The 26,379-nt window shown below is 72.6% G+C and carries 17 protein-coding genes; all 17 read left to right on the forward strand.

Annotated elements, in window-relative coordinates; translation table 11 throughout:
- Positions 1–52 precede the first annotated feature (52 nt).
- Complete coding sequence (gene mreC / locus AB0917_RS00650; protein ID WP_366817234.1) at positions 53–1,066, forward strand: rod shape-determining protein MreC; 1,014 nt, start codon at positions 53–55, stop codon at positions 1,064–1,066.
- Between the two features lie 11 nt (positions 1,067–1,077).
- Positions 1,078–1,743, forward strand: a complete 666-nt coding sequence (gene mreD, locus AB0917_RS00655; protein ID WP_366817235.1) for a rod shape-determining protein MreD — start codon at positions 1,078–1,080, stop codon at positions 1,741–1,743.
- A 34-nt stretch (positions 1,744–1,777) separates the two neighbouring features.
- Positions 1,778–3,994 carry a penicillin-binding protein 2 gene (gene mrdA / locus AB0917_RS00660; RefSeq protein ID WP_366817236.1) on the forward strand — a complete coding sequence of 739 codons (2,217 nt, stop codon included), beginning with the start codon at positions 1,778–1,780 and terminating at the stop codon, positions 3,992–3,994.
- Complete coding sequence (gene rodA, locus AB0917_RS00665; protein WP_366817237.1) at positions 3,994–5,187, forward strand: rod shape-determining protein RodA; 1,194 nt, start codon at positions 3,994–3,996, stop codon at positions 5,185–5,187. The genes mrdA and rodA overlap by 1 nt, the downstream gene beginning before the upstream one ends.
- A 29-nt stretch (positions 5,188–5,216) precedes the next feature.
- On the forward strand, positions 5,217–6,743 hold the full coding sequence (locus AB0917_RS00670) for a CYTH and CHAD domain-containing protein (protein WP_366817238.1): 1,527 nt from the start codon (positions 5,217–5,219) through the stop codon (positions 6,741–6,743).
- Positions 6,744–6,795: 52 nt separating this feature from the next.
- Positions 6,796–8,724 (forward strand): TIGR03960 family B12-binding radical SAM protein, encoded by a 1,929-nt coding sequence (locus AB0917_RS00675; protein WP_366817239.1) that lies wholly within the window; start codon positions 6,796–6,798, stop codon positions 8,722–8,724.
- 92 nt (positions 8,725–8,816) lie between these two features.
- On the forward strand, positions 8,817–10,085 hold the full coding sequence (locus tag AB0917_RS00680; protein WP_366817240.1) for a hypothetical protein: 1,269 nt from the start codon (positions 8,817–8,819) through the stop codon (positions 10,083–10,085).
- Between the two features lie 124 nt (positions 10,086–10,209).
- Positions 10,210–10,989, forward strand: coding sequence for a TIGR03936 family radical SAM-associated protein (locus AB0917_RS00685; RefSeq protein ID WP_366817241.1), 780 nt, complete (start codon positions 10,210–10,212; stop codon positions 10,987–10,989).
- A gap of 229 nt (positions 10,990–11,218) precedes the next feature.
- Positions 11,219–15,562, forward strand: coding sequence for an Rne/Rng family ribonuclease (locus tag AB0917_RS00690; RefSeq protein WP_366817242.1), 4,344 nt, complete (start codon positions 11,219–11,221; stop codon positions 15,560–15,562).
- 328 nt (positions 15,563–15,890) lie between these two features.
- Positions 15,891–17,009 (forward strand): DegT/DnrJ/EryC1/StrS family aminotransferase, encoded by a 1,119-nt coding sequence (locus AB0917_RS00695; RefSeq protein WP_366817243.1) that lies wholly within the window; start codon positions 15,891–15,893, stop codon positions 17,007–17,009.
- On the forward strand, positions 17,006–18,025 hold the full coding sequence (locus AB0917_RS00700; RefSeq protein ID WP_366817244.1) for a Gfo/Idh/MocA family oxidoreductase: 1,020 nt from the start codon (positions 17,006–17,008) through the stop codon (positions 18,023–18,025). Before AB0917_RS00695 ends, AB0917_RS00700 begins: the two co-directional genes overlap by 4 nt.
- Positions 18,015–19,628 carry a glycosyltransferase gene (locus AB0917_RS00705; RefSeq protein WP_366817246.1) on the forward strand — a complete coding sequence of 538 codons (1,614 nt, stop codon included), beginning with the start codon at positions 18,015–18,017 and terminating at the stop codon, positions 19,626–19,628. The genes AB0917_RS00700 and AB0917_RS00705 overlap by 11 nt, the downstream gene beginning before the upstream one ends.
- Positions 19,612–21,240: a glycosyltransferase gene (locus AB0917_RS00710; protein ID WP_366817247.1), complete on the forward strand. Its 1,629-nt coding sequence runs from the start codon at positions 19,612–19,614 to the stop codon at positions 21,238–21,240. The genes AB0917_RS00705 and AB0917_RS00710 overlap by 17 nt, the downstream gene beginning before the upstream one ends.
- On the forward strand, positions 21,237–22,520 hold the full coding sequence (locus tag AB0917_RS00715; RefSeq protein WP_366817248.1) for a nucleotide sugar dehydrogenase: 1,284 nt from the start codon (positions 21,237–21,239) through the stop codon (positions 22,518–22,520). Before AB0917_RS00710 ends, AB0917_RS00715 begins: the two co-directional genes overlap by 4 nt.
- Positions 22,521–22,556: 36 nt before the next feature.
- Complete coding sequence (locus AB0917_RS00720; RefSeq protein ID WP_366817273.1) at positions 22,557–22,760, forward strand: PT domain-containing protein; 204 nt, start codon at positions 22,557–22,559, stop codon at positions 22,758–22,760.
- Between the two features lie 50 nt (positions 22,761–22,810).
- Entirely contained in the window at positions 22,811–24,136 is a 1,326-nt protein-coding gene (locus tag AB0917_RS00725) for a glycosyl transferase (RefSeq protein WP_366817274.1), read from the forward strand.
- Positions 24,133–26,268, forward strand: coding sequence for a glycosyltransferase (locus tag AB0917_RS00730; protein ID WP_366817250.1), 2,136 nt, complete (start codon positions 24,133–24,135; stop codon positions 26,266–26,268). Before AB0917_RS00725 ends, AB0917_RS00730 begins: the two co-directional genes overlap by 4 nt.
- Positions 26,269–26,379: the final 111 nt, after the last annotated feature.

Here is a 26,379-nt window from a genome sequence, read left to right on the forward strand (position 1 = left end):
CCACGTACACACAGGCACGAACATTCCGACGAGGAAGGCACGGCCGCCGCACGTGAGGGACACACGAGAGAGCCGGCTGCTCCTGGTGCTGCTGATCGCCATCGCATTCGCCCTGATCACGGTGGATATCCGAGGCGGCGAGGAGTCACCGGTGGACGGCGCCCGGCAGGCCGCGGCCACGGTCTTCGGACCCGTGGAGAACGGCGTCGCCGCAGCGGTCAATCCGGTGGGCAACGCCATAGGGGCGGTACGGGACTCGGGCAACCGGCACGACCGGATCTCCGTCCTGGAGCAGGAGAACGCCGCGCTGAAGGCCCGGCTCGGCAGCGACGACCGCACCAACAGCCGCGTCCGCCAGCTCGACGCCATGCTGAAGAACGCGGGCGCCGGACAGTACGGCATCAAGGGCGCCCAGGTCATCGCCATAGGAGCGGCCCAGGGCTTCTCCTGGACGATCACCATCGACGCCGGCTCCGACGACGGCATCAGCCGTGACATGACCGTTCTCAACGGTGAGGGGCTGGTCGGCCGGGTCACCACCGTCGGCCCGAGCACCGCGACGGTCCTGCTGGCCAACGACCCCGACTTCACCGTGGGCACCCGGATGGAGAAGACCGACGAGCTCGGTTTCGCCACCGGCCAGGGCTCGCGCCCGCTCTCGGTCCAGTTCCTCAACGGCAAGGCCGAGGTGAAGCCGGGCGACCGGCTCGTCACCTTCGGCTCCAGCAAGAACAAGCCCTTCGTGCCCGGCGTCCCGGTCGGCGAGGTCGTCCGCGTCGACCCCTCGGGCGGTGCGCTGACCCGGACCGTCCACGTGAAGCCGTACGTCGGGTTCACCAAGCTCGACATCGTCGGCGTCGTCGTCCAGGCCCCGCGCTCGGACCCCCGCGACGCGGTCCTGCCGAAGGCGCCCGCCAAGACGGAGACGAAGCCGGCCCCCACGGTCACCGTCACCGTCCAGCCCGGCGGCGACATCGTCGACGGCTCGGGCAAGGTCGTCGGCAACGTCAACGACCAGCAGGGCGACGCACAGCAACCCGACAACGCGGCAAACGACCAGGAGTAGAGCTGATCCCCATGCGCCTGAACCGGACTCTGCTCTCCACCGTCCTGGTCGTCGTCGCCCTCGTCGTCCAGGTCTCCGTCCTCGCCCGCCTCCAGCTCCCCGGCGCCGTCCCCGACCTGCTGCTCCTCACCGTCCTCGGACTCGCCTTCGTGTACGGGCCCGTCAGCGGTTCGCTCATCGGCTTCGGCGCGGGCCTCCTCGCGGACCTCGCGCCCCCCGCCGACCACGCCGCCGGGCGCTACGCCCTGGTGCTCTGTCTCATCGGCTACCTCGCGGGCCTGGCCCGGCCGGAGAACGGGCAGCTCAAGTCGGCCTTCGCCCCGATGGCCGTGGTGGTCGCCGCCGCGATCGGCTCGACCCTGCTGTACGCGGGCGTCGGCGCCCTCGTCGGCGACACGGCCGCCCGCCATGTGGGCCTGGGCAGCCTGCTGTTCACCGCCGCGGTCTACGACCTGCTGCTGGCCCCCTTCACGGTGCCGCTGATCATGGCGCTGGCCAGACGCACCGAGAACGACCCGGTCTCCGAGGCCTCCTCCGGCTCCAACGACGTCGCCGCGGGCTGGCTCGCCTCGGGCACCGGTCTGCGGATCGGCAGCCAGCGCGGCGGCCTGCGCGTCAAGGCCGCCCGCAACCGCGCCGCCCGCGCCGGCCGCATCAAGGGGGTCAAGCGACTGTGAAGCCGTACTCGACGCGGGAGACCGGGGGCGCCCTGTGAGCAACATCCCCGAGACCGGGCGGACCCAACGGGTCCAGATCCGGCTCATCGTCATCCAGGTCCTCGTCCTCTCGCTGCTGTTCACCCTCGGCGGGCGCCTGTGGTACCTCCAGATCCGCAACGGCGACGAGTACACCGCCGAAGCGGCGGGCAACGGTGTGCAGCAGGTCGTCCAGCCCGCCGTGCGCGGCTCGATCCTCGACGCGCGCGGCGTACCGCTCGCCGACAACGAGACCCGGCTCGTCGTCTCCGCGAGCCGCACCGAGCTGCTGAAGATGAAGGACGACGGCGTCGGCGTCCTCACCCGGCTCGCCGACGTCCTGGACATGAAGCCCGAGGACGTCAGGGACAAGGTCCGCCTCTGCGATGCCAAGACCCCCCAGCCCTGCTGGAACGGCTCGCCCTACCAGCCGATCCCGGTCACCGACGAGGCCACCACCCAGCAGGCCCTCCAGATCCGCGAGCGCGCCGAGGACTTCCCCGGCATCACCGCCGAGCCCACCGCCGTACGCCGCTACGCCGCACCCGGCAAGGCGAAGACCGCGCAGGTCCTCGGCTATCTGTCGCCCGTCACCGACGACGAGATCCAGAAGGCGAAGGACGGGCCGTCGCCGTTCCTGCGCTCCGACCAGGTCGGCCGCTTCGGGCTGGAGCGCACGTACGACAAGGAGCTGCGCGGCAAGGCGGGCGTCACCCGCTACGAGGTCGACAACCTCGGCCGTGTCATGGGCGAGGCGGAGAACGACCCGGCGGTGCCCGGCTCCAACCTCGTCACCAGCCTCGACGCCCGGGTGCAGGCGGTGGCCGAGTACGAGCTCGCGCAGGCGATGAAGACCGTCCGCCAGGAGACCGACAAGATCACCGGCCGTAAGTACGAGGCCGACTCCGGCGCCGTGGTCGTCATGGAGTCCCGGACCGGCCGCGTCGTCGCGATGGCCTCCCAGCCCGACTACGACCCCAACGCCTGGGTCGGCGGCATCTCCGGCAAGGAGTACGCCAAGCTCACGAGCAAGAAGTCCAACTACCCGCTGCTCAACCGGGCCATCCAGGGCCAGGCGCCCGCCGGCTCCATCTTCAAGGTGGTCTCCGCGAGCGCCGCCGTGCGGGGCGGCCACCCCTTCGACGGCCGCTACAACTGCAGCAGCTCCTACAGCCTCGGCAGCCAGACCTTCGCCAACTTCGAGTCCCAGGGCCACGGCCCCATCACCCTCGGCGACGCGCTCAAATACTCCTGCAACACCGTTTTCTACCGTCTGGGCCACGAGGAGTGGGTGCGGGACGGCGGCATAAAGCCGAAGAAGGACGCCAAGAACTGGTTCTACACCACCGCCCGTGACTTCGGCCTCGGCTCCACGACCGGTATCGACCTGCCGGACGAGGTCAAGGGCCGCATCCCCGACCGGGAGTGGAAGCAGAACTTCTGGGAGGCGAACAAGGACGCCTGGTGCAAGGAGGGCAAGAAGGGCGGCACCTACGTGCAGCAGATCGCCTACGAGAGCTGCCTCGAAGGCAACCAGCTCAAGGCCTACGACAGCATCAACTACGCCATCGGCCAGGGTGACGTCCTCGTCACCCCCATCCAGATGGCCACCGCCTACGCCGCCATCAGCAACGGCGGCACCCTCTACGCGCCCACCGTCGGCAAGGCCGTGATCAGCCCCGACGGCAAGACCGTCCAGGAGATCAAGCCCAAGGCCACCGGAAAGCTGCCCATCGACGCCAAGACCGTCAAGGACCTCGACAAGGGGCTGCGCTCGGTGGTCGAGCCCGGCGGCACCGCCGCCTGGCGGTTCGGCGGCTGGCCGCAGGAGAAGATCCCGATGCGCGCCAAGACCGGCACCGCGCAGGTGCACGACAAGCAGACCACCTCGTGGTTCGCCACCTACACCGACGACTACACGGTCATCATGACGATCTCCCAGGGCGGCACCGGCTCCGGCGCCTCCGGACCCGCCGTCCGCAAGATCTACGACGCGCTCTACGGCCTCGACGCCGAGGGCAACCAGGACCTGAAGAAGGCCCTGCTGCCCCAGCCCCAGAAGGCGCTGCCGAAGATCCAGCCCGACGGCTCGATCCACGGCCCGAAGGTCGAGCCGTACAACCCCGAGCCGACGCAGCCGGAAGGCCAGGAGGCGGACCCCGAGATCCTGTTGCCGCAGCCCCAGGGCCAGCCGGGTCTCACCGGGTCGCCCGCGGCGGGGAGGCAACCCTGATGGCAGGCGGCTTCTCCGTCCCCCGGTACGCCCCCGAGCCCGGCTCCTGGGCCAAGCTGACCGCCCGCGACTCCCTCGTGCGGCGGCTGGACTGGCCGCTGATGGCAGCCGCGCTCGCGCTCTCCCTCCTCGGCTCGCTGCTCGTCTGGTCGGCCACCCGCAACCGCGACCACCTGACCCAGGGCGACCCGTACTTCTTCCTGTTCCGGCACACCCTGAACACCGGCATCGGCCTCGCCCTGATGGTCGGCACGATCTGGCTCGGCCACCGCACCCTGCGCGGGGCCGTCCCGGTCCTCTACGGCATCTCGGTGCTGCTGGTCCTCGCCGTGCTCACCCCGCTCGGCACCACGGTCAACGGCGCCCACGCGTGGATCAAGCTCCCCGCCGGCTTCTCGATCCAGCCCTCCGAGTTCACCAAGATCACCATCATCCTCGGGATGGCGATGCTGCTGGCCGCCCGTGTCGACGCGGGCGACCAGGCCCATCCCGACCACCGCACCGTCGCCAAGGCGCTGGGCATCGCGGCCGTCCCCATGGCCGTCGTCATGCTCATGCCGGACCTCGGCTCGGTGATGGTGATGGCCGTCATCGTCCTCGGCGTCCTGCTCGCCTCCGGCGCCTCCAACCGCTGGGTCTTCGGCCTGCTCGGCACGGGAGCCGCCGGAGGCGTCGCCGTCTGGCAGCTGGGGCTGCTCGACGACTACCAGATCGCCCGCTTCGCCGCCTTCGCCAACCCGGCGCTCGACCCGGCCGGCGTCGGCTACAACACCAACCAGGCCCGCATCGCGATCGGCTCCGGCGGGCTCACCGGCACCGGGCTCTTCCAGGGCACCCAGACCACCGGCCAGTTCGTCCCCGAACAGCAGACCGACTTCGTCTTCACCGTCGCCGGTGAGGAGCTGGGCTTCCTCGGCGCCGGGCTGATCATCCTCCTGCTCGGCGTCGTCCTGTGGCGCGCCTGCCGGATCGCCCGCGAGACGACCGAGCTGTACGGCACGATCGTCGCCGCCGGCATCATCGCCTGGTTCGCCTTCCAGTCCTTCGAGAACATCGGCATGACGCTCGGCATCATGCCGGTGGCCGGTCTGCCGCTGCCCTTCGTCTCCTACGGAGGGTCCTCGATGTTCGCCGTCTGGGTCGCGATCGGGCTCCTTCAGTCGATCAGGGTGCAGCGGCCGATGTCCGCCTGAACCCGGCCCACGGGGGTAGGTGTCCGTATATGGCGGACACCAAGCGCGAGATCGAGCGGAAGTACGAGGCCACCGACGCCACCCGGCTGCCCGACCTGAGCCGGGTGGCCGGGGTCGGCCGGGTCGTGCAGCGGGGCGTGACGGAGCTGGACGCCGTCTACCACGACACCGCCGACCTCCGCCTCGCCGCCGGCTCCCTCACCCTGCGCCGCAGGACCGGCGGGGCCGACGAGGGCTGGCACCTCAAGTTCCCCGTCGCCACCGGCATCCGCGACGAGCTCCACGAACCGCTCGCCGACACCCTGCCGCGCTCCTTCGCCGCCCTGCTCCGCTCCCGCCTCCGCCACGACGAACCGGCCCCCGTCGTCCGCCTGCTCACCTCCCGTGACGTCCGGCACCTGACGGCCGCCGACGGCACCCTCCTCGCCGAGGTCGCCGTCGACACGGTGTGCGCCGAACGGCTCGCGGGGGAGGGGACCGGCGCCACCGCCACCTGGACCGAGATCGAGGTCGAGCTGGCCGACGACGGCGACCCCGCCTTCCTGGACGCGGTCGAGAAGCGGCTGCGCAAGGCCGGGGTGCGCCCCTCGGACTCCCCGTCGAAGCTGGCCAGGGCGCTGGCGGAGACGACACCCGTACGTGAGGGGAAGGGCCGGAAGAAGGACGCGCCGCACACCGCGGGCGACCACGTCCTCGCCTACGTACGCGAACAGATCCAGGCGATCGTCGACCGGGACCCCGCCGTCCGCCGCGACCTGCCCGACTCCGTGCACAAGATGCGCGTGGCGACCCGGCGCCTGCGCAGCGCCTTCAAGACCTACCGCACGATCCTGGACCGCGAGGTCACCGACCCCGTCGGCGCCGAGCTCAAGTGGCTCGCCGGCGAACTGGGCGTCGACCGCGACCAGGAGGTCCTGGACGACCGGCTGACCACCCGGATCGAGGAGCTGCCCGGCACCCTGGTCCTCGGCCCGGTCCGCGGCCGGCTGAAGATCTGGTCGGCCGCCCGCCGCACCGGATCGCGCCGCAAGGTCGTCGCCGTACTGGACGGGGACCGGTATCTGGCCCTCCTGGACACCCTGGACGCGCTCAGCGCCGACCCGCCCCTGCGCCCCGCCGCCACCCGCGCACCCGCCGAGGCCCTGCCCCGCGCGGTGCTCAAGGACTACAAGAAGCTCGCGCGCCGCATGGACCGCGCCCTGGAGCAGCCGCCGGGCCCGGAGCGGGACGCGGCGATGCACGAGGCCCGCAAGGCCGCCAAACGCGCCCGGTACGCGGGCGACGCGGCCCGGCCCGCTCTCGGAAAGCCCGCCAAACGGTTCGCCAAGCGGATGAAGGCCGTGCAATCCGTCCTGGGCGACCACCAGGACAGCGTGGTGGCCCGCGACGCCCTGCGCACCCTCGCGATCCAGTCCCACGCCGCCGGGGAGACCGCCTTCACCTGGGGACTTCTGTACGGACGGGAGGAGGCGAGCGCCGAGGCACGGGAGCGCGAGCTGCCCGAGGTGTGGGAACGGGCCTCCGGTCCCGCACTCCGGGCGGATCTGAAGCACTGAGCCGCGCGGTACGCTGAATGGTCACCCCAGCCGGCTCACGAAGGTTCGCGAGATGTCTGCCGCATCGGTCTTCCCACAGCTCGAAGCCCTGCTCCCGCATGTGCAGAAGCCCATCCAGTACGTCGGCGGTGAGCTGAACTCCACCGTCAAGGACTGGGACAGCTGCGACGTCCGCTGGACCCTGATGTACCCCGACGCCTACGAGGTCGGGCTGCCCAACCAGGGCGTCATGATCCTCTACGAGGTACTGAACGAGCGCGAGGGCGTCCTCGCCGAGCGCACGTACAGCGTCTGGCCCGACCTCGAGGAGCTGATGCGCGAGCACGGCGTGCCCCAGTTCACCGTGGACAGCCACCGCCCCGTCGGCGCCTTCGACGTCTTCGGGCTGAGCTTCTCCACCGAGCTGGGCTACACCAACATGCTCACCGCCCTGGACCTGGCGGGCATTCCGCTGGAGGCCGCGGACCGCACGGTGGACCACCCGATCGTCCTCGCGGGCGGCCACGCCGCGTTCAACCCCGAGCCGATCGCGGAGTTCATCGACTGCGCGGTCATCGGCGACGGCGAACAGGCCGTCCTGGAGATCACCGAGATCATCCGCGCCTGGAAGGCCGAGGGCCGCCCCGGCGGCCGCGACGAGGTCCTCTTCCGGCTCTCGAAGACCGGCGGCGTCTACGTCCCGCGCTTCTACGACGTCGAGTACCTCCCCGACGGCCGCATCGGCCGCGTCGTGCCCAACCGGTCCGGCGTGCCGTGGCGCGTCTCCAAGCACACCGTCATGGACCTGGACGAGTGGCCCTACCCCAAGCAGCCGCTGGTCCCGCTCGCGGAGACCGTGCACGAGCGGATGTCCGTGGAGATCTTCCGCGGCTGCACCCGCGGCTGCCGTTTCTGCCAGGCCGGCATGATCACGCGCCCCGTGCGGGAGCGAAGCATCACCGGCATCGGCGAGATGGTCGACAAGGGGCTCAAGGCGACCGGCTTCGAGGAGGTCGGCCTGCTCTCCCTCTCCTCCGCGGACCACAGCGAGATCGGTGACATCGCCAAGGGGCTCGCCGACCGCTACACCGACGACAAGGTCGGCCTCTCGCTGCCCTCCACCCGCGTCGACGCGTTCAACGTGGACCTGGCCAACGAGCTGACCCGCAACGGCCGCCGCTCCGGTCTCACCTTCGCCCCCGAGGGCGGCTCCGAGCGGATGCGCAAGGTCATCAACAAGATGGTCTCGGAGGAGGACCTGATCCGGACGGTGGCCACCGCCTACGGCAACGGCTGGCGCCAGGTGAAGCTGTACTTCATGTGCGGCCTGCCCACCGAGACCGACGAGGACGTCCTCCAGATCGGCGACATGGCGGTCAACGTCATCGCCAAGGGCCGCGAGGTCTCCGGCCAGAACGACATCCGCTGCACGGTCTCCATCGGCGGCTTCGTGCCCAAGCCGCACACCCCCTTCCAGTGGGCCCCGCAGCTGAGCGCCGCCGACACCGACGCCCGGCTGAAGAAGCTCCGGGACAAGATCCGCGGCGACAAGAAGTACGGCCGCTCCATCGGCTTCCGCTACCACGACGGCAAGCCCGGCATCGTCGAGGGCCTGCTCTCGCGCGGCGACCGGCGCGTCGGCTCCGTCATCCGCGCGGTCTACGAGTCGGGCGGCCGCTTCGACGGCTGGCGCGAGCACTTCAGCTACGACCTCTGGATGAACTGCGCCGACAAGACGCTGCCCGAGTTCGGCGTGGACGTCGACTGGTACACCACCCGCGAGCGCACCTACGAGGAGGTCCTGCCCTGGGACCACCTCGACTCCGGTCTGGACAAGGACTGGCTCTGGGAGGACTGGCAGGACGCGCTGGACGAGACCGAGGTCGAGGACTGCCGCTGGACCCCCTGCTTCGACTGCGGCGTCTGCCCGCAGCTCGACCTGGACATCCAGATCGGCCCCACCGGCAAGAAGCTGCTCCCGCTGAGCGTGGTCAACAAGTAGCCCGTCGCTCCCCACACGTCCCTCTGTAACAGCACGGTGACCGCGAGGCCCGGCCCGGCAACCCCGGACCGGGCCTCCGCGTCATTCCCGGCATGGACGACGAGAGCAGGCACCAGGAGCTGGACCGGTACGAGCCCGACACCGCCCTGATCCGGCTGATCAGGATTCCGGTGCGCCTCGTGGTGCTGGTCGTCGTCCTGCCCGTCCGCATGGTCTGGGACCTCCTGGCCGCCGCCTGGCACGCCGCCGACCGGACCCTGCTCCGCCCGCTGGGCCGGGGGCTGGCCTGGCTCGTCGACACCCTCGTACTGACCCCGTCGGCCTGGCTGTACGCCCACGTCCTCACCCCGCTGGCCCTGGCCGCCACCTGGCTCGCCACCGCCCTTCTCATCCGGCCCTGGATCGGCCTGTGGCGGTACGTGGCCGTCCCGGTGGCGAGGTACGGGATCGCGCTCCCGGCGGTGTGGCTGTACGAGCGGGTTCTCACCCCGCTCGGCCACGGCCTGCGGTGGATCGGTACCGCCGTGCTGGCCCCGGCGGCCCGCGGCCTCGGGACCGGGCTGGCCTGGCTGTTCGCCACGCTGGTCGTCGCGCCCGCGGCCGGCCTGTGGCGGTACGTGCTCGTCCCGGCGGCGCGGTACGGGGTGGCCGTGCCGCTGATGTGGCTGTACGGGTCCGTCCTCGCCCCCGTCGGCCGGGGGACCGCCTGGCTGCTGGACAAGGTGTGGCAGGGCACGGCCTGGGCTCTGGGGCTGCTGTGGCAGGGCACGGCCTGGGTCCTGGGCGGGGCCTGGCGGGGGCTCGCCCGGCTCTCCGGTCATCTCTGGCAGGGCCTCGCGGCCCTCGGGCGCGGGCTGGGGACCGCGGTCACCTGGCTGGTCATGACGTCGCTCGTCGCCCCCGCCTCCTGGCTGTACCGCCGCGTCCTCGCCCCGGTCGGCCGGGAGATCGCGGAGGCCGCCGAGGTCGCCTGGCGGATCGCCGGATACCTCTCCCGCGCGGTGGGCCGGGGGATCGCCTGGCTGGCCCGGCACCTGATCGGTGTTCCGGTGGCGTGGGCCTACCGCACGGTGTGCACCCCGGTCGGCCACTTCGTACGGGACGGCCTGTGGGCCCCGGCCCGGCACGCCGCGGTGGAGGCGGGCCGAGCGGCCCGCGCGGCCCTCGCCACCGCCCGGGAGACCGTGCGGCAGGCCCGCCGCGACGCCTGGCGCGCACTGGTCGGCGGGACGGGACGGGCGCGGTCCCGGGAACCGCTGGGGGTGCCTGCGCGTACTCTGGGTAGTACAACGACTGTCCCCAGCGCGGCGCAGGCGTCCGAGACCTCCCTGCTGGGCGAGAAACTCGTCAAGCAGGGGTGAGCCGGAGCGGCACCCCGGGGACCACCCCGTACTTCGTGGGCGGCGCTCCACCGCGCCCGCCCCGCACCGAGGAGAAGAACCACTGGGCAAGCGACAGCCCGAAGGCCCGCCGCCCGCACCGGCAGTGCAGCGCATCCGTTTGCGCTACACCAAGCGCGGCCGCCTCCGGTTCACCAGCCACCGCGACTTCCAGCGGGCCTTCGAGCGGGCACTGCGCCGCTCGGAGGTGCCGATGGCGTACTCGGCGGGATTCACCCCGCACCCCAAGGTCTCCTACGCCAATGCCGCACCCACCGGCACGGGCAGCGAGGCCGAGTTCCTGGAGATCGCCCTCACCGAGGCGCGCGACCCCGACCTCCTGCGCGAGCTGCTCGACGGTTCGCTGCCGGACGGTCTCGACATCACCGACGCGGTGGAGGCCCGCACCCCGGGCCTCGCCGAGCGGCTGACCGCCTCCGTCTGGGAGATGCGCCTGGAGGGCGTCGATCCCGACGAGGCCCGCGCGGCCGTCGACGCGTTCAACGCCGCCGAGGCCGTCGAGGTCCAGCGCAAGGCGAAGAACGGCATCCGCACCTTCGACGCCCGCGCCGCCGTCGCCGATCTACAGGCTCTTGATCCACCGGCTGATAGGCCCGGGGACAAGCCCTGTGCGATACTGCGGCTGGTTGTTCGGCACGTGACACCTGCCGTGCGACCCGACGACGTCCTGTCCGGTCTCCGCGCTGTGGCCGACCTGGCGCCGCCCGTCCCCGCTGCGGTGACACGGCTGGCGCAGGGGCTCTTCGACGAGGAGTCCGGCACGGTGACCGACCCGCTCGCGCCCGACCGCGAGGCCGCCCCGACCGCACATTCCGCGGTCGCAGCAGCCGTCGCGACGGCGCCGGAAGGTGCAGGTTCCGCGTAAGGCGGTCGTTGTAGCGCAGCCCTCCGACTCGGGAGCCACCTGGGTCGGGCCGCGCACTGACCCATAAGACTTTCGCCAGGCCGTCCGCAACACCGCGAACGGAACCGGCGAGCCAGACATCAGCTCCCGTGCGGCGCCCGCGCCCCGGACGGCCCTGCCGCACCACTGCGGACCGTGCCGGACCGGAATCAGACGCGGCGCCCGGGAGCGCGACGGGAGAACCGCCCGCATGCCTCAGCCGAACGAACCCGCCACCAACGGGAACAACGAAGAGAACACCCCCGGGGACAAGCTGCCGCCGCGCCGCAGGCGCCGCGCCGCTTCCCGGCCGGCCGGCCCGCCCGGCGCGGCCGTGACGCCCGCCACCGAGGAGAGCGCACCGGCCGCCGAGGCCGCCGCCGTGCCGGCCCCGGACAGCGCGCCCGAGGAGACGGCCCCCGGGACCGCTCCCGAGACCGCACCGCCCGCCCGTACGCGCCGCCGTGCCGTGCGCAAGGTGACCGCTCCCGCGGGCGCCCCGCAGGCCGCCGAGGTGGCCGTCGAGGCCGTCGGGACCGCCGCCCCGGCCGCCGCCGAGACCCAGGCCGCCGAGACCGCCGCCCCGGCGGCCGCCGAGGAGGCCCCGGCCCCGCGCACCCGCCGCCGTGCCGTCCGCAAGGCCACCGCCCCGGCCGGTGCCCCGCAGGCCGCCGAGGCCGTGGAGGTCGTCGAGACGCCGGCCGAGCCGGTCGAGCGCCTCGCGGAGGAGCCTCTCGTGGACGAGGAGGCCGAAGCCGAGGCCGTCGAGCCCGAGGCCGCCCCGGAGCCGCCGGCCCCGCGCCGCCGCCGTGCCTCCCGTAAGGCGACCGCGCCCGCCGGTGCCCCGCCGGCCGCAGAGGCCGCTGTCGTGGTCGAGCCGGCCGCGCCCGCCGAGCCCGTGGCCGCGCCGGCCGCCGAGGCCGCCGCGCCCGCCGCCGAGGCCCCGCGTGGCCGCACCCGCCGCCGTGCCTCCGCCCCGGCCGGCACCCCCCAGGCCGCCACCCCGGAAGCGGTGAACGAGCCCGCCGCCGAGGTCGCCGAGGAGGCCCCGGCCCCCGCCGAGGAGGCCCCGGCCCCGCGCAGCCGCCGCCGCGCCTCCCGTAAGGCCACCGCGCCCGCCGGAGCCCCGCAGGTCACCGAGGCGGCCGAGCCGGCCGCCGTGGCCGAGGAGCCCGTGGAGAGCGCCGAGGCCGGCGAGAGCCTGCCCGCCGCCGTCGCCGAGGAGCTCGCCGCCGAGGTGGAGGAGGTCGAGGAGGCCGCCCCGCGCGGACGCCAGCGCCGCCGGGCCACCGCCGCCGCGGGCCGCCCCGAGTTCACCGCCAAGACCGAGGAGCCGACCCGCAAGGGCCGCCGCGCCACGCGCCCCGCCGTCGCCGTGTTCCAGGCCCCGGTCTTCGCCGAGCCGATGTTCCAGACCCCCGAGACGGCGGCCGCCGCCGCTGCCGCGGCCGGCTCCTCCTCCGCGTACGACGAGGTGGACGAGGCCGAGGAGCAGCAGACCGCCGAGGTCGAGCAGGCCCCCGCCCCCGCCGAGGCCGCGCCGCAGAGCGGCTCGCGCCGCCGTCGCCGCCGCCGTGGTGAGGCCGCCGAGGCCGAGCAGGCCGCAGCGCCCGCCGCCCCGGTGGAGGCGCCCGTCGAGCAGCCCGTCGAGGAGGCCCCCGAGGCCGAGGCGGACGAGCACGAGGGCGAGGACACCGACGAGTACGGCGACCGCCCCTCGCGCCGCCGCCGTCGCGGTGGCCGCCGGCGCCGCCGTGGCGAGGCCAACGACACGGACGAGGCCGAGCAGCAGCACGCCGACGAGGCGCCCGCACCGTCCCGCGCCGAGGAGACCCGCGCCGAGGACGAGCAGGCCGAGGGCCAGGACACCGACGAGGCCGACGAGGACAACGACACCGACAACGACTCCTCGGCCTCCGGGTCGAGCAGCAGCCGCCGTCGTCGCCGTCGCCGTCGCCGCAGCGGTGAGGGCGGGGCCGAGGCCGACAACGGCACGGACGACCCGGAGCGTACGGTCGTCAAGGTCCGCGAGCCCCGCAAGAAGGAGGCGGAGCGCGAGCCGGGCACCGGCTTCGACGAGGTCCAGTCCATCAAGGGCTCGACCCGTATGGAGGCGAAGAAGCAGCGCCGCCGCGAGGGCCGCGAGCAGGGCCGCCGCCGCGTCCCGATCATCACCGAGGCGGAGTTCCTGGCGCGCCGCGAGGCCGTCGAGCGCGTGATGGTCGTCCGCCAGAGCGGCGAGCGCACCCAGATCGGCGTCCTCGAGGACAACGTGCTCGTCGAGCACTACGTCAACAAGGAGCAGGCCACCAGCTACGTCGGCAACGTCTACCTGGGCAAGGTGCAGAACGTCCTGCCCTCCATGGAGGCCGCGTTCGTCGACATCGGCAAGGGCCGCAACGCCGTCCTGTACGCCGGTGAGGTCAACTTCGAGGCGCTCGGCATGGCCCACGGGCCGCGCCGTATCGAGACCGCGCTCAAGTCCGGCCAGTCGGTCCTGGTCCAGGTGACCAAGGACCCGATCGGCCACAAGGGCGCCCGCCTGACCAGCCAGGTCTCGCTGCCCGGCCGCTACCTGGTCTACGTGCCCGAGGGCTCGATGACCGGGATCAGCCGCAAGCTGCCCGACACCGAGCGCTCCCGCCTCAAGTCGATCCTCAAGAAGATCGTCCCCGAGGACGCGGGCGTCATCGTGCGCACCGCCGCCGAGGGCGCCAGCGAGGACGAGCTGCGCCGTGACGTCGAGCGGCTCCAGGGGCAGTGGGAGGAGATCCAGAAGAAGGCGAAGGGCACCAGCGGCTCCAACGCGCCGACGCTGCTCTACGGCGAGCCGGACATGACCGTCCGGGTCGTCCGCGACATCTTCAACGAGGACTTCTCCAAGGTCATCGTCAGCGGTGACGACGCCTGGGAGACCATCCACGGCTACGTCTCGCACGTGGCGCCCGACCTCACCGAGCGGCTCTCGCGCTGGACCTCCGAGGTCGACGTCTTCGCGACGTACCGCATCGACGAGCAGCTGATGAAGGCGCTGGACCGCAAGGTCTACCTGCCCAGCGGCGGTTCGCTGGTGATCGACAAGACCGAGGCGATGGTCGTCGTCGACGTCAACACCGGCAAGTTCACCGGCCAGGGCGGCAACCTGGAGGAGACCGTCACCAGGAACAACCTGGAGGCGGCCGAGGAGATCGTGCGCCAGCTGCGGCTGCGCGACCTCGGCGGCATCGTCGTCGTCGACTTCATCGACATGGTGCTGGAGTCCAACCGGGACCTCGTCCTGCGGCGCCTGCTGGAGTGCCTGGGCCGCGACCGCACCAAGCACCAGGTCGCCGAGGTCACCTCGCTCGGCCTGGTCCAGATGACCCGCAAGCGGGTGGGCCAGGGTCTGCTGGAGTCCTTCTCCGAGACCTGCGTCCACTGCAACGGGCGCGGTGTGATCGTCCACATGGAGCAGCCGACGTCCGTCGGTGGCGGCGGCGGTTCCAAGAAGTCCAAGAAGCGCGGCCGTGGCGGCGCGGGCCAGGACCACGAGCACGGTCACGAGCAGGACCACGGCCACGACGACCACACGGCCGAGCCCGTGGAGACCGAGTCCGAGGCCGAGCTGGCCGCCGAGGTCGCCGCTCCGGTCTCCCTGGCGGACCTGGAGCCGGCCGCCGACGAGGAGTTCTACAGCAGCCCGGCCGAGGCCGAGGCCGCCGCCTCGCGCGGCCGTGGCCGCCGCCGGGCCTCCCGCAAGGTGTCGGCCCCGGCCGGCGCCCCGAGGACCGAGGCTCCCGCCCCGGTGGCCGAGGCACCCGCCCCCGTCACCGAGGCCCCTGCCCCCGCGACGGAGGCCCCTGCTCCGGTCAGCGAGGCGCCCGCTCCCGCCACCGAGGCGGAGCCTGCCGCGGAGCCGACCGCCGACACGCCCGAGCCCAAGGCGCCGGAAGCCCCGGCCGCCGAGGTGGCCGAGGCCGCGCCCCAGGGCCGTACGCGCCGTCGTGCCACCCGTAAGGCGTCCGCCCCGGCGGGTGCGCCGAAGCCGGCCGAGGCGGCGGAGCCGGTGCAGCCGGCCGAGCCCGCCACGGACCCGGTCGCCGCGGAGGACCCGGTCGTCGAGGCGCCCGCACAGGCCCAGGAGCCGGCCCCCGAGGCCGAGGCCCCCCAGGAGGCCGCACCGCCGCGGGCCCGCCGCCGGGCGACCCGTAAGGCCACCGCTCCGGCGGGTTCGCCCACGGGCTCGCAGGAGGCCGCGGTCGTCGTCGTCGAGTCGGCGCCCGAGCCGAAGGCCCCGGAAGCCGAGGCCGCCGAGGCCCCCGCGTCCGGTGAGCCGGAGGAGGCGCCCGTGGCGAAGAAGACGGCCCGTAAGACGGCCGCCAAGAAGGCACCGGCGAAGAAGGCGGTGGCCAAGAAGACGGCCGCGAAGAAGACCGTCGCCAAGAAGACCGCCGCGAAGAAGACGACGGCGAAGACGGCCGCGAAGAAGGCGACGAAGAAGACCGTCGCCGCCGAGCAGTCGTCGCCTTCCGTGACCGCTTCGGCGTCCACCGACGGTGAGGCGTCAGCCGGCTGACGCCGGCGCGATCGGTTGTTCCTCGCCCGTGGCCCGTCCCGATATTCTCGGGGCGGGCCACGGGCCTTTTTCAGAACTGATGCGCGAATTGATGAACAGTTCGAAATGGTTTAAGTAATTCCTGATAATGTGATGAAGGCTGCTGGTCTGTCAAAGGCCTCCGGAGAAACTACAATTGGTGACGGTCCGGTGGATCACAGGCCGGACCCTATTCCCCGGCAGGGCGTCGGCATCGCGCCGGTGGGGTTTCGCGCGGCCTCATAAGGCGTCCCGCACCTCAGAATTCTGCCCGGTAACGAGCTCTTGCGGTGTTCAAGGAGGAACGGCCATGACGAGCATCAACGAGCAGCCCATTCCCGCTGCCCGTCCGGTCATCGGGGAAGAGGAGATCGAGGCCGCCGTACGCGTACTGCGCAGCGGCCGGGTCGTGCAGGGGCCCGAGGTCGAGGCGTTCGAGGAGGGCTTCTCCCGCCTGGTCGACGGGCGCCACTGCATCGCCGTCAACTCGGGCACCTCGGCCCTCCAGCTGCTGCTCCTCGCGCTGGGCATCGGCCCCGGCGACGAGGTGATCGTCCCCTCCTTCTCCTTCGCCGCCTCCGCCAACGCGGTCCGTCTGACCGGCGCCGACGTGGTCTTCGCCGACATCGAGCCGGGCAGCTTCGGCCTCGACCCGGCGGCCGTCGAAGCCGCCGTCACCCCGCGCACCGCCGCGGTCATGCCGGTCCACCTCTACGGCCACCCGGCGGCGATGGACAGGCTCGTGCCGATCGCCGAGAAGCACGGGATCGCCGTGGTCGAGGACGCCTGCCAGGCCCACGCGGCGGCGCTGAACGGCACCCCGGTGGGCGCGTTCGGCGCGGGCGGCACCTTCAGCTTCTACCCGACCAAGAACATGCACTCCCTCGAGGGCGGCATGGTCACCACGGGCGACGCCGAACTGGCCCGTACGCTGCGCCTGCTGCGCAACCAGGGCATGGAGCAGCGGTACGCCAACGAGATCGTCGGCGCCAACATGCGGATGACCGACGTCTCCGCCGCCATCGGCCGGGTCCAGCTCGCCAAGGTCGAGGGCTGGACCGACCGGCGCCGCGCCAACGCCGCCTACCTCGACGCGAACATCACCGCCCCGGGCGTCATCACGCCACCGGTCGCCGAGGGCGCCCGGCACGTCTACCACCAGTACACCGTGCGGATCCGGGGTGACCGGGACGCCGCGACGGCCACGTTTACCGATGCGGGCGTCGGCAATGCGGTCTACTACCCGACACCCATCCACCGCCTCAAGCCCTACGGGGAGCCGGACCGGAAGGCGGGCCGCACCTGGGAGCTGCCCGAGACCGAGAAGGCGGCCGCCGAGGTCGTCTCACTGCCCGTGCACCCCTCGCTCAGCCGGAACGACCTGGAGCGCATCGTGACCGCTGTGAACTCCCTGGGAGAGAGCCTGTGAGCGCCGTACTGAAGGCCGGGCTCATCGGCCTCGGCTCCATGGGCCGCCACCACGCCCGGATCCTCGCGGGCCTGGAAGGCGTCGAGCTGGTCGGCGCCGTCGACCCGATGGGCGACAAGAACGGCTGGGCGCAGGGCACGCCCGTCCTGTCCACCGTCCAGGAGCTCATCGCCCTCGGCATCGACTACGCCGTCATCGCCTGCCCCACCGGCCTGCACGAGGAGGTCGGCCTCCAGCTCGCCGAGGCCGGTGTCTGCGCCCTGATCGAGAAGCCGCTCGCGGACACCGTCGAGGGCGCCCGCCGCCTGGTCGAGGCGTTCGAGTCCCGCGACCTGGTCGCGGGCGTCGGCCACATCGAGCGCTGCAACTCGGCCCTGCTCTCCCTGCGCAGCCGCCTGGAGGCCGGCGAGCTGGGCGACGTCTACCAGGTCGTCACCCGCCGCCAGGGCCCCTTCCCGCACCGGATCGCCGACGTCGGCGTGGTCAAGGACCTCGCCACGCACGACATCGACCTCACGGGCTGGGTCACCGGCCAGACGTACACGTCGATCGCCGCCCACACCGTCTCCAAGTCGGGCCGCTCGCACGAGGACATGGTCTCCGCCGTGGGCCAGCTCTCCGACGGCACGATGGCCAACCACCTGGTCAACTGGCTGAGCCCGCTCAAGGAGCGGTTCACCTCGGCCACCGGGGAGCGCGGCTGCTTCATCGCCGACACCCTCACCGCCGACCTGACCTTCCACTCCAACGCCGCGGTCGCCACCGAATGGGAGGCGCTGCGCGCCTTCCGCGGTGTCGCCGAGGGCGACATGATCCGCTACGCCATCCCCAAGCGCGAGCCGCTGCTCGTCGAGCACGAGCTCTTCCGCGACGCCGTGCGGGGCAAGCCCGCCGATGTCTGCACCCTGCGGCAGGGGCTCCTCACCGTCGAGGTGGCCGAAGCGGTGCTGGAGTCCGCCTCCAGCCGCACCACTGTCACTCTCACGGCTCCGGACCGGACGGAACATGGCACCTGACATCCCTGATCCCACGGACACCACCGCTGATCCCACGGACACCACCGCGCCGACCGGCAAGGGTGCGCGCGGCCGTATCGTCATGCTCGTCGACAACAGCGTGCACGGCGACTCCCGCGTGCAGAAGCAGGCGAGCTCGGCGGCCGCGGCCGGCTGGGACGTCATCCTGCTGGGCAAGTTCTCCGGCAAGGAGGAGGAGACGACCTGGCGGCTCGGCGACGCCGAGGTCCGCCTCCTGGGGGTCAAGGCCAAGATGGCGACCCGCCCCAAGGACCTGCGCGGTGCTCCGATGCGCCGCCCCCTGGCCTATCCGTCCGAACGGGTGGCCGAGTTCCGTATGCAGCAGGTCAAGGCGTGGCGCGCCGACCTCCGGGTACGCGGTGCCGCGCTGAAGACGGGCGACGACCGCTCGGCGCTCGGCTCCGCGGGCGGCCGGGCGTGGCTCGCGGCACGCAGGGGGGCGGCCAGGGCCACCGGCCGCTGGGTGAAGATCCGCATGCGGCACACCAGGAAGCTGAGCAACATCCGCAAGAGCCGCGCCACCGCCCTCGACAGGGCGACCACGGCCTTCTGGCTCACGACCATGGGGGAGCGCGCGTGGCGGCGGCTCGACCCCAGCGTCTGGGACTTCGAACTGGCCTACGGGCCCGTCATCGACGAGCTGCGGCCGGACATCATCCACGCCAACGACTTCCGGATGCTGGGCGTCGGCTCCCGCGCCAAGCTCCGCGCCCGCGCGGCCGGCCGGAAGGTCTCCCTGGTCTGGGACGCCCACGAGTACCTGCCCGGCGTGCGCTCCTGGGCCAACCAGCGGAAGCTGCCGGCGATGGTGGCGTACGAGCGGGAACACGCCAGGTACGCCGACGCGGTGGTGACCGTCTCCGGTGGCCTGGCCGACCTCCTCCAGGAGACCCACCGGCTGCCCGAGCGCCCGGCGGTGGTGCTCAACGCGCCGGAGGCGGCCGAGGCCTCACGCTTCACCGGCCTGCCGGTGCCGGACCTGCGCGCGCTGTGCGGCATCGGCCCGGATGTCCCCCTGCTCGTCTACAGCGGTCTCGCCGCGCGCCAGCGCGGCCTGGACATCATGGTGGAGGGGCTTGTCGAGCTGCCGGAGGCGCATGTCGCGTTCGTGGCGAGCCACCCCGAACTCCCGTACATCCGGGAGCTGATGGACCGGGCCGAGAAGCTCGGTGTCCAGGACCGGGTGCACGCCGTGCCGTACGTGCCGCACTGGCAGGTCGTCTCGTTCCTGTCCACCGCCGATGTCGGCGTCATCCCGATCCACCACTGGCCGAACCACGAGATCGCCCTGATCACCAAGTTCTTCGAGTACGCGCATGCCCGGCTACCGCTGGTGGTCAGCGATGTGAGGACGATGGCGGAGATGACCCGGCGGACCGGTCAGGGCGAGGTCTTCGAGGCGGAGAACGTCACCGACTACGTACGAGCCGTCCGGGCCGTGCTCGACCGGCCCAAGCGCTACACGGCCGCCTACGAGGTGGAGGGACGACTGGACGAGTGGGTCTGGGAGGCCCAGGCCGAGGTTCTCGACGGGGTCTACACCCGACTGACGCAAGGAGCCGGGGATGGCCAGAACCCCTGACGTCACGGTCGTCGTCGCCGTCCACAACACCATGCCGTACCTCACCGCGTGCCTGAACTCCCTCGTGGGGCAGAGCATCGGCCCGCAACGGCTGGAGGTCATCGCGGTGGACGACGGATCGACCGACGACAGCGGCGACGAACTCGACCGTTTCGCGGAGCGGTACCCGGACGTCCTCACCGTGGTCCACCAGCCCAACGCGGGCGGGCCCGCGGCTCCGAGCAACCGCGCCCTGGAGCTGGCCACCGGCCGGTTCGTCTACTTCGTCGGTGCGGACGACCACCTCGGTGAGGAGGCGCTGGAGCGCATGGTCGCCTGCGCCGACGCCCACGAGTCCGACGTGGTGATCGGCAAGATGGTCGGCACCAACGGGCGCTACGTCCACCAGAAGCTGTACTCGGGCAACCGGCCCGACATCAGCCTCTACGACTCGGCGCTGCCCTTCACGCTCGCCAACACCAAGCTCTTCCGCCGCGAACTGGTGGAGAAGTACGGGCTGCGGTTCCCCGAGGACCTGCCCGTCGGCAGCGACCAGCCGTTCACCATCGAGGCGTGCGTCCGGGCCCGCAGGATCTCCGTGCTCTCGGACTACACGTACTACTACGCCGTCAAGCGCGGTGACGCGAGCAACATCACCTACCGGGCGGACCACCTCTCCCGGCTCCGGTGCACGGCGCGCATCATGGAGCACACCGCCGGACTCATCCCGGCCGGGCCCCGGCGCGACGCCGTTCTCAAGCGGCACTTCCAGTGGGAGCTGTCCAAGCTCCTGCTCGACGACTTCCCCGCGCTCCCTCTCGCAACCCGGCGGGAGATCTGCGAGGGGCTGGCCGCGCTGCTGGACACCTACTTCACCGACGGCCTGCGCGACGCGACCGGCGTGAAGAGACGCGTCCGCTTCGGCCTCGCGCGGCAGGGCGCCGTCGAGGAGCTGACCCGCGCCATCGCGGACGAGGCGGAGCACGGGGCGCCGCCCTTCCTGCTGGAGGGGGACCGCGCCTTCGCCCCCTACCCGGGGTTCCGGGACGCCGGTATCGGCCTCGACGACCGGTGGTACGAGGCACGCGAGTCGGTCACGGGCAGGCTCGCGGCCGGTACGAAGCTGGAGTCGGTCGGCTGGGAGCAGGAGGGGGACGAGGTCGCCCTCGCCCTGAGGCTGCGCGTCGGCATCACCGGCGACACGTCCTCGGCCGTCGTCGCCCTCGCCCAGGGCGCCCTGCCCAAGAGCGCCGACAAGGCCGCAGGCCGCAAGCTGCCCGAGCACGCCCCGCGCCCGAAGGTGGCCGGCGCGTTCACCAGGGAGCCCGCCGAGGACTCCACCGGCACCCTGCTGGGCGCCCGCATCCCGGTCGAGCCCGGCCGGGCCAAGCGCGGGGTGCGCCTCTACGTCGACGTCGCGGGCACCACGTACGAGATCCCGGTCCGCACCGACGGCCTGCCGATACCGCTGGCCCGCCGGTGGGGGAGGGCCACGCCCCACCGCGTCGCGGCGAACTCCAACCCGAAGGGGCGGCTCGTCGTCACGACGGCCCCGCTGTGGGAACCGAAGCCCGGCGTGGGCACCCGGCTGCGCCGAACGCTGTCCAGGCTGAAGAGGAAAGTGTCCCGATGAACATCTGTGTAGTCGCGCTCGGCAAGATCGGGCTCCCGCTCGCCGTGCAGTTCGCCGCCAAGGGCCACACGGTCATCGGAGCGGACGTCGACGAGAAGGTCGTCGAGCTGGTCAACGCGGCCACCGAGCCGTTCCCCGGCGAGCACGACCTGGACGTCAAGCTCAAGGAGACGGTAGGCGCCGGTCTGCTCTCCGCGACGACGGACACCACCGCCGCGGTCGCCGCGTCCGACGCCGTCGTGGTCGTCGTCCCGCTCTTCGTGGACGCCGAGGGCACCCCCGACTTCGGCTGGATGGACGCCGCCACCAAGGCCGTCGCGGCGGGCCTCGGGCCCGGCACCCTGGTCAGCTACGAGACCACCCTGCCCGTCGGCACCACCCGTACCCGCTGGGCACCGATGCTGGCCGAGGGCTCCGGCCTCACCCCGGGCGAGGACTTCCCCCTGGTCTTCTCCCCGGAGCGGGTGCTGACCGGCCGGGTCTTCGCCGACCTGCGCCGCTATCCCAAGCTCGTCGGCGGCATCGACGAGGCGTCCTGCGCGGCCGGCGTCGCGTTCTACGAGGCCGTGCTCGACTTCGACGAGCGCGAGGACCTGCCCCGCCCCAACGGCGTCTGGGACCTCGGCACGGCGGAGGCCTCCGAGCTGGCGAAGCTCGCCGAGACCACCTACCGGGACGTCAACATCGGCCTGGCCAACCAGTTCGCCCGGTTCGCCGACCGACACGGCATCGACGTCAAGAAGGTCATCGACGCCTGCAACAGCCAGCCCTACAGCCACATCCACCAGCCCGGCATCGCCGTCGGCGGCCACTGCATCCCAATCTACCCGCGGATGTACCTGTGGAACGACCCCGAGGCGACCGTCGTACGCGCGGCCCGCGAGGCGAACGCCGCGATGCCCGCGTACGCCGTCGACCTGCTGGCCGCCGCCTACGGCGACCTGGACGGCGTCGGGGTCCTGGTGCTGGGCGCCGCCTACCGCGGGGCCGTCAAGGAGACCGCGTTCTCCGGGGTGTTCGGCGTCGTCGAGGCGCTCAGGGCACGCGGCGCTGTGCCGTTCGTCTCGGACCCGATGTACACCCCCGAGGAGCTGAGAGCCCACGGCCTGGTCCCGCACGAGAACCAGGCCGTCACCGCGGCGATCCTCCAGGCCGACCACGCCGAGTACCGCGAACTCTCCGCCGCCGACCTGCCGGACGTCCGGGTCCTGGTCGACGGCCGCCGCACGACGGACCCGGCGAAGTGGGCCGGCGTGCGGCGCGTCGTCATCGGCGGCTGACCTCGGTACGGGGGAGGGGGGCGGTGGTCCACCGGGATCACCGCCCCCGCAGACGAACCCACAGACGAACCCACAGACGAACCCACAGACGAACCCACAGACGAACCCACAGACGAACCCACAGACGCATTTGCAGATGGACTCGCAGATGAACTCACAGGCGAACTCGCGTGCGAAAAGGGCGGAGACGGTGGAGAGGGCCGCCATGCTAGCGTTTTGAGGTGTCCAGAAAACACGTGATCTACCTGGCCATCGGATTTCCCCCCGCCGCGAAAAGCTGCGCCTACCGGATGCGTGAAACCGCCAACCAGTTCGTCTCGGAAGGCTGGGACGTCACGGTCGTGACGATTGCCGACCAGTCCTGGGAACGGGACTTCGGCCTCGACCACACCCTCTCCGAGCGGGTCGATCCGCGCGTACGCATCGTGAAACTCCCGCTGGTGCGCGAGGACCTGGAAACCGACATCCGGAAATTCTCCGAGGAGCGCGCACTGCGGCCGACGCGGTGGGCGGCCGCGTACCGCGAGAAGGGGATGAAGGAATTCCCCGAGCCGATCTACGGCGGCTGGAAGGCCGCTCTGGAGAAGGCCGTCGAGCGCATCCACCGTCAGCGGCCCGCCGACCTCACCCTGGCGACCTGCGTGCCGTACGTGAACATGGCCGCGGCCCTGCACCTGTGGGAGACGCACGAGGTCCCGTACGCGATCGACTTCCGCGACGGCTGGTCCGTCGACGTCATCGGCGGCGGCGAGGCCTTCACCACCGACTCGCTCTCCGGCCGGTGGGAGCGCAAGGCGCTCAGCCGGGCGCTGTCCCTGTGGCTGGTGAACGACCCGATCGCCGAGTGGTACCGGGAGCGCCACCCCGACCTGGCCGACCGCGTCCACGTCGTGCGCAACGGCTACGACGAGGACAGCGTGCCGGCCCGCACGCGCACCCCCGACCCGGCCGCGGGCCTGACCTTCGGCCACCTCGGCGTGGTGACCTCACCGCCGCACATCCTCAAGTCCGTCCTCGACGGCTGGCGCATCGCCCGCGAGCGCGACCCGCTCGTCGCCCGCTCACGGCTGGAGATCCGCGGCCAGATCGGCTCCGGAGCGGTCCGCGAGGCCAACGCCCACATGGAGATGATCCGGCAGGCGCAGGCCCGCGGTGAGGCGGTGAGCTTCGGGGGGCCCGCACCCAAGGCCGAGGTGCCGGAGATCTTCGCGAGCTGGGACGTACTGCTCCTCATGATCATGGGGGGGAAGTACATGACGTCCGGCAAGGTCTACGAATACGCCGCGACCGGCCTGCCGGTCATGTCCGCGCACGCGGTGGAACACGACGCGACCACCGTGATGACCGGGCACCCCCTGTGGACGGGAGCCCCCGGCTTCGACGAGGAGGCGCTCGCCACGGCCTGCTCCGCCGCCGCGAAGCTCGCCGTCGAGGCGAGCGAGGAGGACCGGGCGGCGGCCCGGCGCCACGCGGCCCAATACGCGCGAGCGGCCCAGCTGGGCCCCGCCGTCCGCCGCCTCATCCACCAGGTCGCCCCGGCACCTGAGGGACATGAGGGCTCCGGGACGACACCAAAGGCCCAGGGCACCCACGAGGTGGAGGATCTCTCCGTATGACGCGTGTACTTCTGATCGCCGGAACACCGCCGCAGCCCGCGGTCCTCCAAGCGTCGCTGGAGAAGTTCCGGGCGGCGGGCGCCACCGTCGAACTGGCGGGACTCTTCGCCCCGGACGACATCGCCCCGGATCTCGGCCTGGCAGGAGTGCGCTCCCTGACGGAGGCGGCCGCCGAACGCGGCCGGCCGTTCGTCAAGCGCGCGGCCCAGCTCTCCGCTCCGCGCCGGACCTGGGCCTGGGCCGAACGCGACCGGCAGGTGCGCGGCTGGGGGCGCCGGGCCCACGTCCTGGTCGCGCTGGACGCCACAGCCGTCTACACGGTGTGGCGGCTGGCCCGGTGGAACCGCAGGGCACACGCGGTCTTCGGCGTCGCGCCCGCGCTCAGGGCGGTCGAGGAGCGCCGCGAGCGGCCGGTGCGCCACGCACTGCGGGACGTCTCACGGGCCGTGCCGTCCCCGGTCGCCGCCGCCCGTTCCACCCGGCAGGCCGCCAGGCGCGTGGCCGGCGGGGCGCTGCGCCGCGCCTCCTCCCCGGCCGTCATGCGCACCGCGCTCGGCGCCAGGTCATGGCGCGGCGTGGTGGCCGCGCCCGGAGTGCCGGACCGTTTGCGGGCCGAGCTGGCCCGTCGCGTCAGCCTGAGCATGGCCGAGGGGGGCCGCAGGGCGGGCGCCACCATGGTGCTGCACGACGCCGCCCGGCGCACCGCCGGCCGGGTGCTGCGCGCGGAGCTGCTCGCCGAGGCCGCTCGGGCGGACCTGGCGCGCGGCCACGACGACGCGGCGCTGCGCCGGTCCGCGTACGAGGAGGCGCTCACGGTCGCCGACCACCGGTATGCGCGGGGGGACGCGACGGGCGCGGCCGCCTCGCTCTCCTCGGCACTCACCCTCGCCTTCCCCCGGGCCGTCCACTTCGATGCGCTGACCTCGCCGCTGGCCACGGACCCCGCGGGCTATCTGGCACCCTTCCGCGCGAGCACGGCCTTCCGGGCCATGACCGCGCCGCGCGGCCGCACCTCGCCCGCCGCACCCGTGCCGGCCGGACGACCGTTGCGGCTGCTGGTCACGACGTACTCCAACACCAACTTCCTCCACCCCATCCGTGAGCGGTACGCCGACCACCCGGGCGTCGAGATCCGCTTCCTGGACATGAAGGACGACGAGACGCTGCGACCGCTGGCCCGGGGCGCCCAGCGGATGATGGAGTACAGGCTCGGCGGCCGGCCCGCCTTCGGCGACCAGGCCGAGGAGGTGCTCCGGCCGCACCTGGACTGGGCGGACACGGTCTTCGTCGACTGGTGCACCAACGCCGCCGCGCTGTTCACGCTGGTGGACCCGGGCACCACCCGGATCGTCGTACGGCTGCACAGCTACGAGGCGTTCACGCTCTGGCCGCACCTGGTGGACCTGGACCGGGTCGACGACCTGGTCTTCGTCGGGGACCACCTGCGCGATCTGGTCGCCGACTGCCTTCCGCGGCTGCGGGAGCCGGGCGCACCGGCGCCGCACGTCATCGCCAACGCCATGGACCTGGGGCGGTTCCGCCGGGAGAAGAGCGGCGGCGACGCACGCTTCACCCTCGGGCTGATCGGGGCGGGCGTCGTGGCCAAGGACCCGCGCTGGGCCCTTGAGGTCCTGCGGTTGCTGCGGGAGCACGACGAGCGTTACCGCCTGGTCGTGATCGGCGGCGGACTGGACCGCAAGGCGAGCGCGGCGGCCCGCGCCTACGACGACCTGCTCCAGCGGGACCTGGCCGGCCTGGAGCCCACCGGGGCGGTCCGGCTGCTGGGCCGTACGGAGGACGTACCGGCCGCGCTCACCGGGGTCGGGGTGATCCTCAGCAGTTCGGTGCGGGAGAGCTTCCACTGCGGCCTGGTCGAGGGCGCCGCCAGCGGTGCTCTCCCGGTGGTCCGCGACTGGCCGTTCTTCGCGGGCAAGGAGCACGGCGCCCGGACGCTCTTCCCCGCCGACTGGGTGGTCGGCTCCCCGAGGGAGGCCGCGGACCGCGTCCTCGCGCTGACGGCGACGGAGGAGAAGTGGCGCGAGGCGACGGCCGACGCGGCGGAGCACGCGCTGACGACCTGGGACTGGTCGGTGATCAGCCCCGAGTTCGACCGGCTGCTGCTGGGGGACTGACCCTGTAGGCCCACGGAAGGCGTACGGGACGGAGGCCGACGCGGCCGTCCCGTACGCGGAACCCTCGGAACGTGGGTGCGACCCGCTCCGCGGCCGTCCCGTACGCGGAGG

The organism is Streptomyces sp. NPDC007346, assembly GCF_040703535.1.
Classification (GTDB): Bacteria; Actinomycetota; Actinomycetes; order Streptomycetales; family Streptomycetaceae; genus Streptomyces.

Bases quoted from the DNA above. Each gene is read 5' to 3' on its own strand.
- AB0917_RS00670 (WP_366817238.1), top strand. From the start codon at position 5,217: ATGGCGGACACCAAGCGCGAGATCGAGCGGAAGTACGAGGCCACCGAC.
- rodA (WP_366817237.1), top strand. From the start codon at position 3,994: ATGGCAGGCGGCTTCTCCGTCCCCCGGTACGCCCCCGAGCCCGGCTCC.
- AB0917_RS00705 (WP_366817246.1), top strand. From the start codon at position 18,015: ATGGCACCTGACATCCCTGATCCCACGGACACCACCGCTGATCCCACG.
- AB0917_RS00690 (WP_366817242.1), top strand. From the start codon at position 11,219: ATGCCTCAGCCGAACGAACCCGCCACCAACGGGAACAACGAAGAGAAC.
- AB0917_RS00675 (WP_366817239.1), top strand. From the start codon at position 6,796: ATGTCTGCCGCATCGGTCTTCCCACAGCTCGAAGCCCTGCTCCCGCAT.
- AB0917_RS00680 (WP_366817240.1), top strand. From the start codon at position 8,817: ATGGACGACGAGAGCAGGCACCAGGAGCTGGACCGGTACGAGCCCGAC.
- AB0917_RS00695 (WP_366817243.1), top strand. From the start codon at position 15,891: ATGACGAGCATCAACGAGCAGCCCATTCCCGCTGCCCGTCCGGTCATC.
- mreD (WP_366817235.1), top strand. From the start codon at position 1,078: ATGCGCCTGAACCGGACTCTGCTCTCCACCGTCCTGGTCGTCGTCGCC.
- AB0917_RS00715 (WP_366817248.1), top strand. From the start codon at position 21,237: ATGAACATCTGTGTAGTCGCGCTCGGCAAGATCGGGCTCCCGCTCGCC.
- AB0917_RS00730 (WP_366817250.1), top strand. From the start codon at position 24,133: ATGACGCGTGTACTTCTGATCGCCGGAACACCGCCGCAGCCCGCGGTC.
- AB0917_RS00725 (WP_366817274.1), top strand. From the start codon at position 22,811: ATGCGTGAAACCGCCAACCAGTTCGTCTCGGAAGGCTGGGACGTCACG.
- AB0917_RS00710 (WP_366817247.1), top strand. From the start codon at position 19,612: ATGGCCAGAACCCCTGACGTCACGGTCGTCGTCGCCGTCCACAACACC.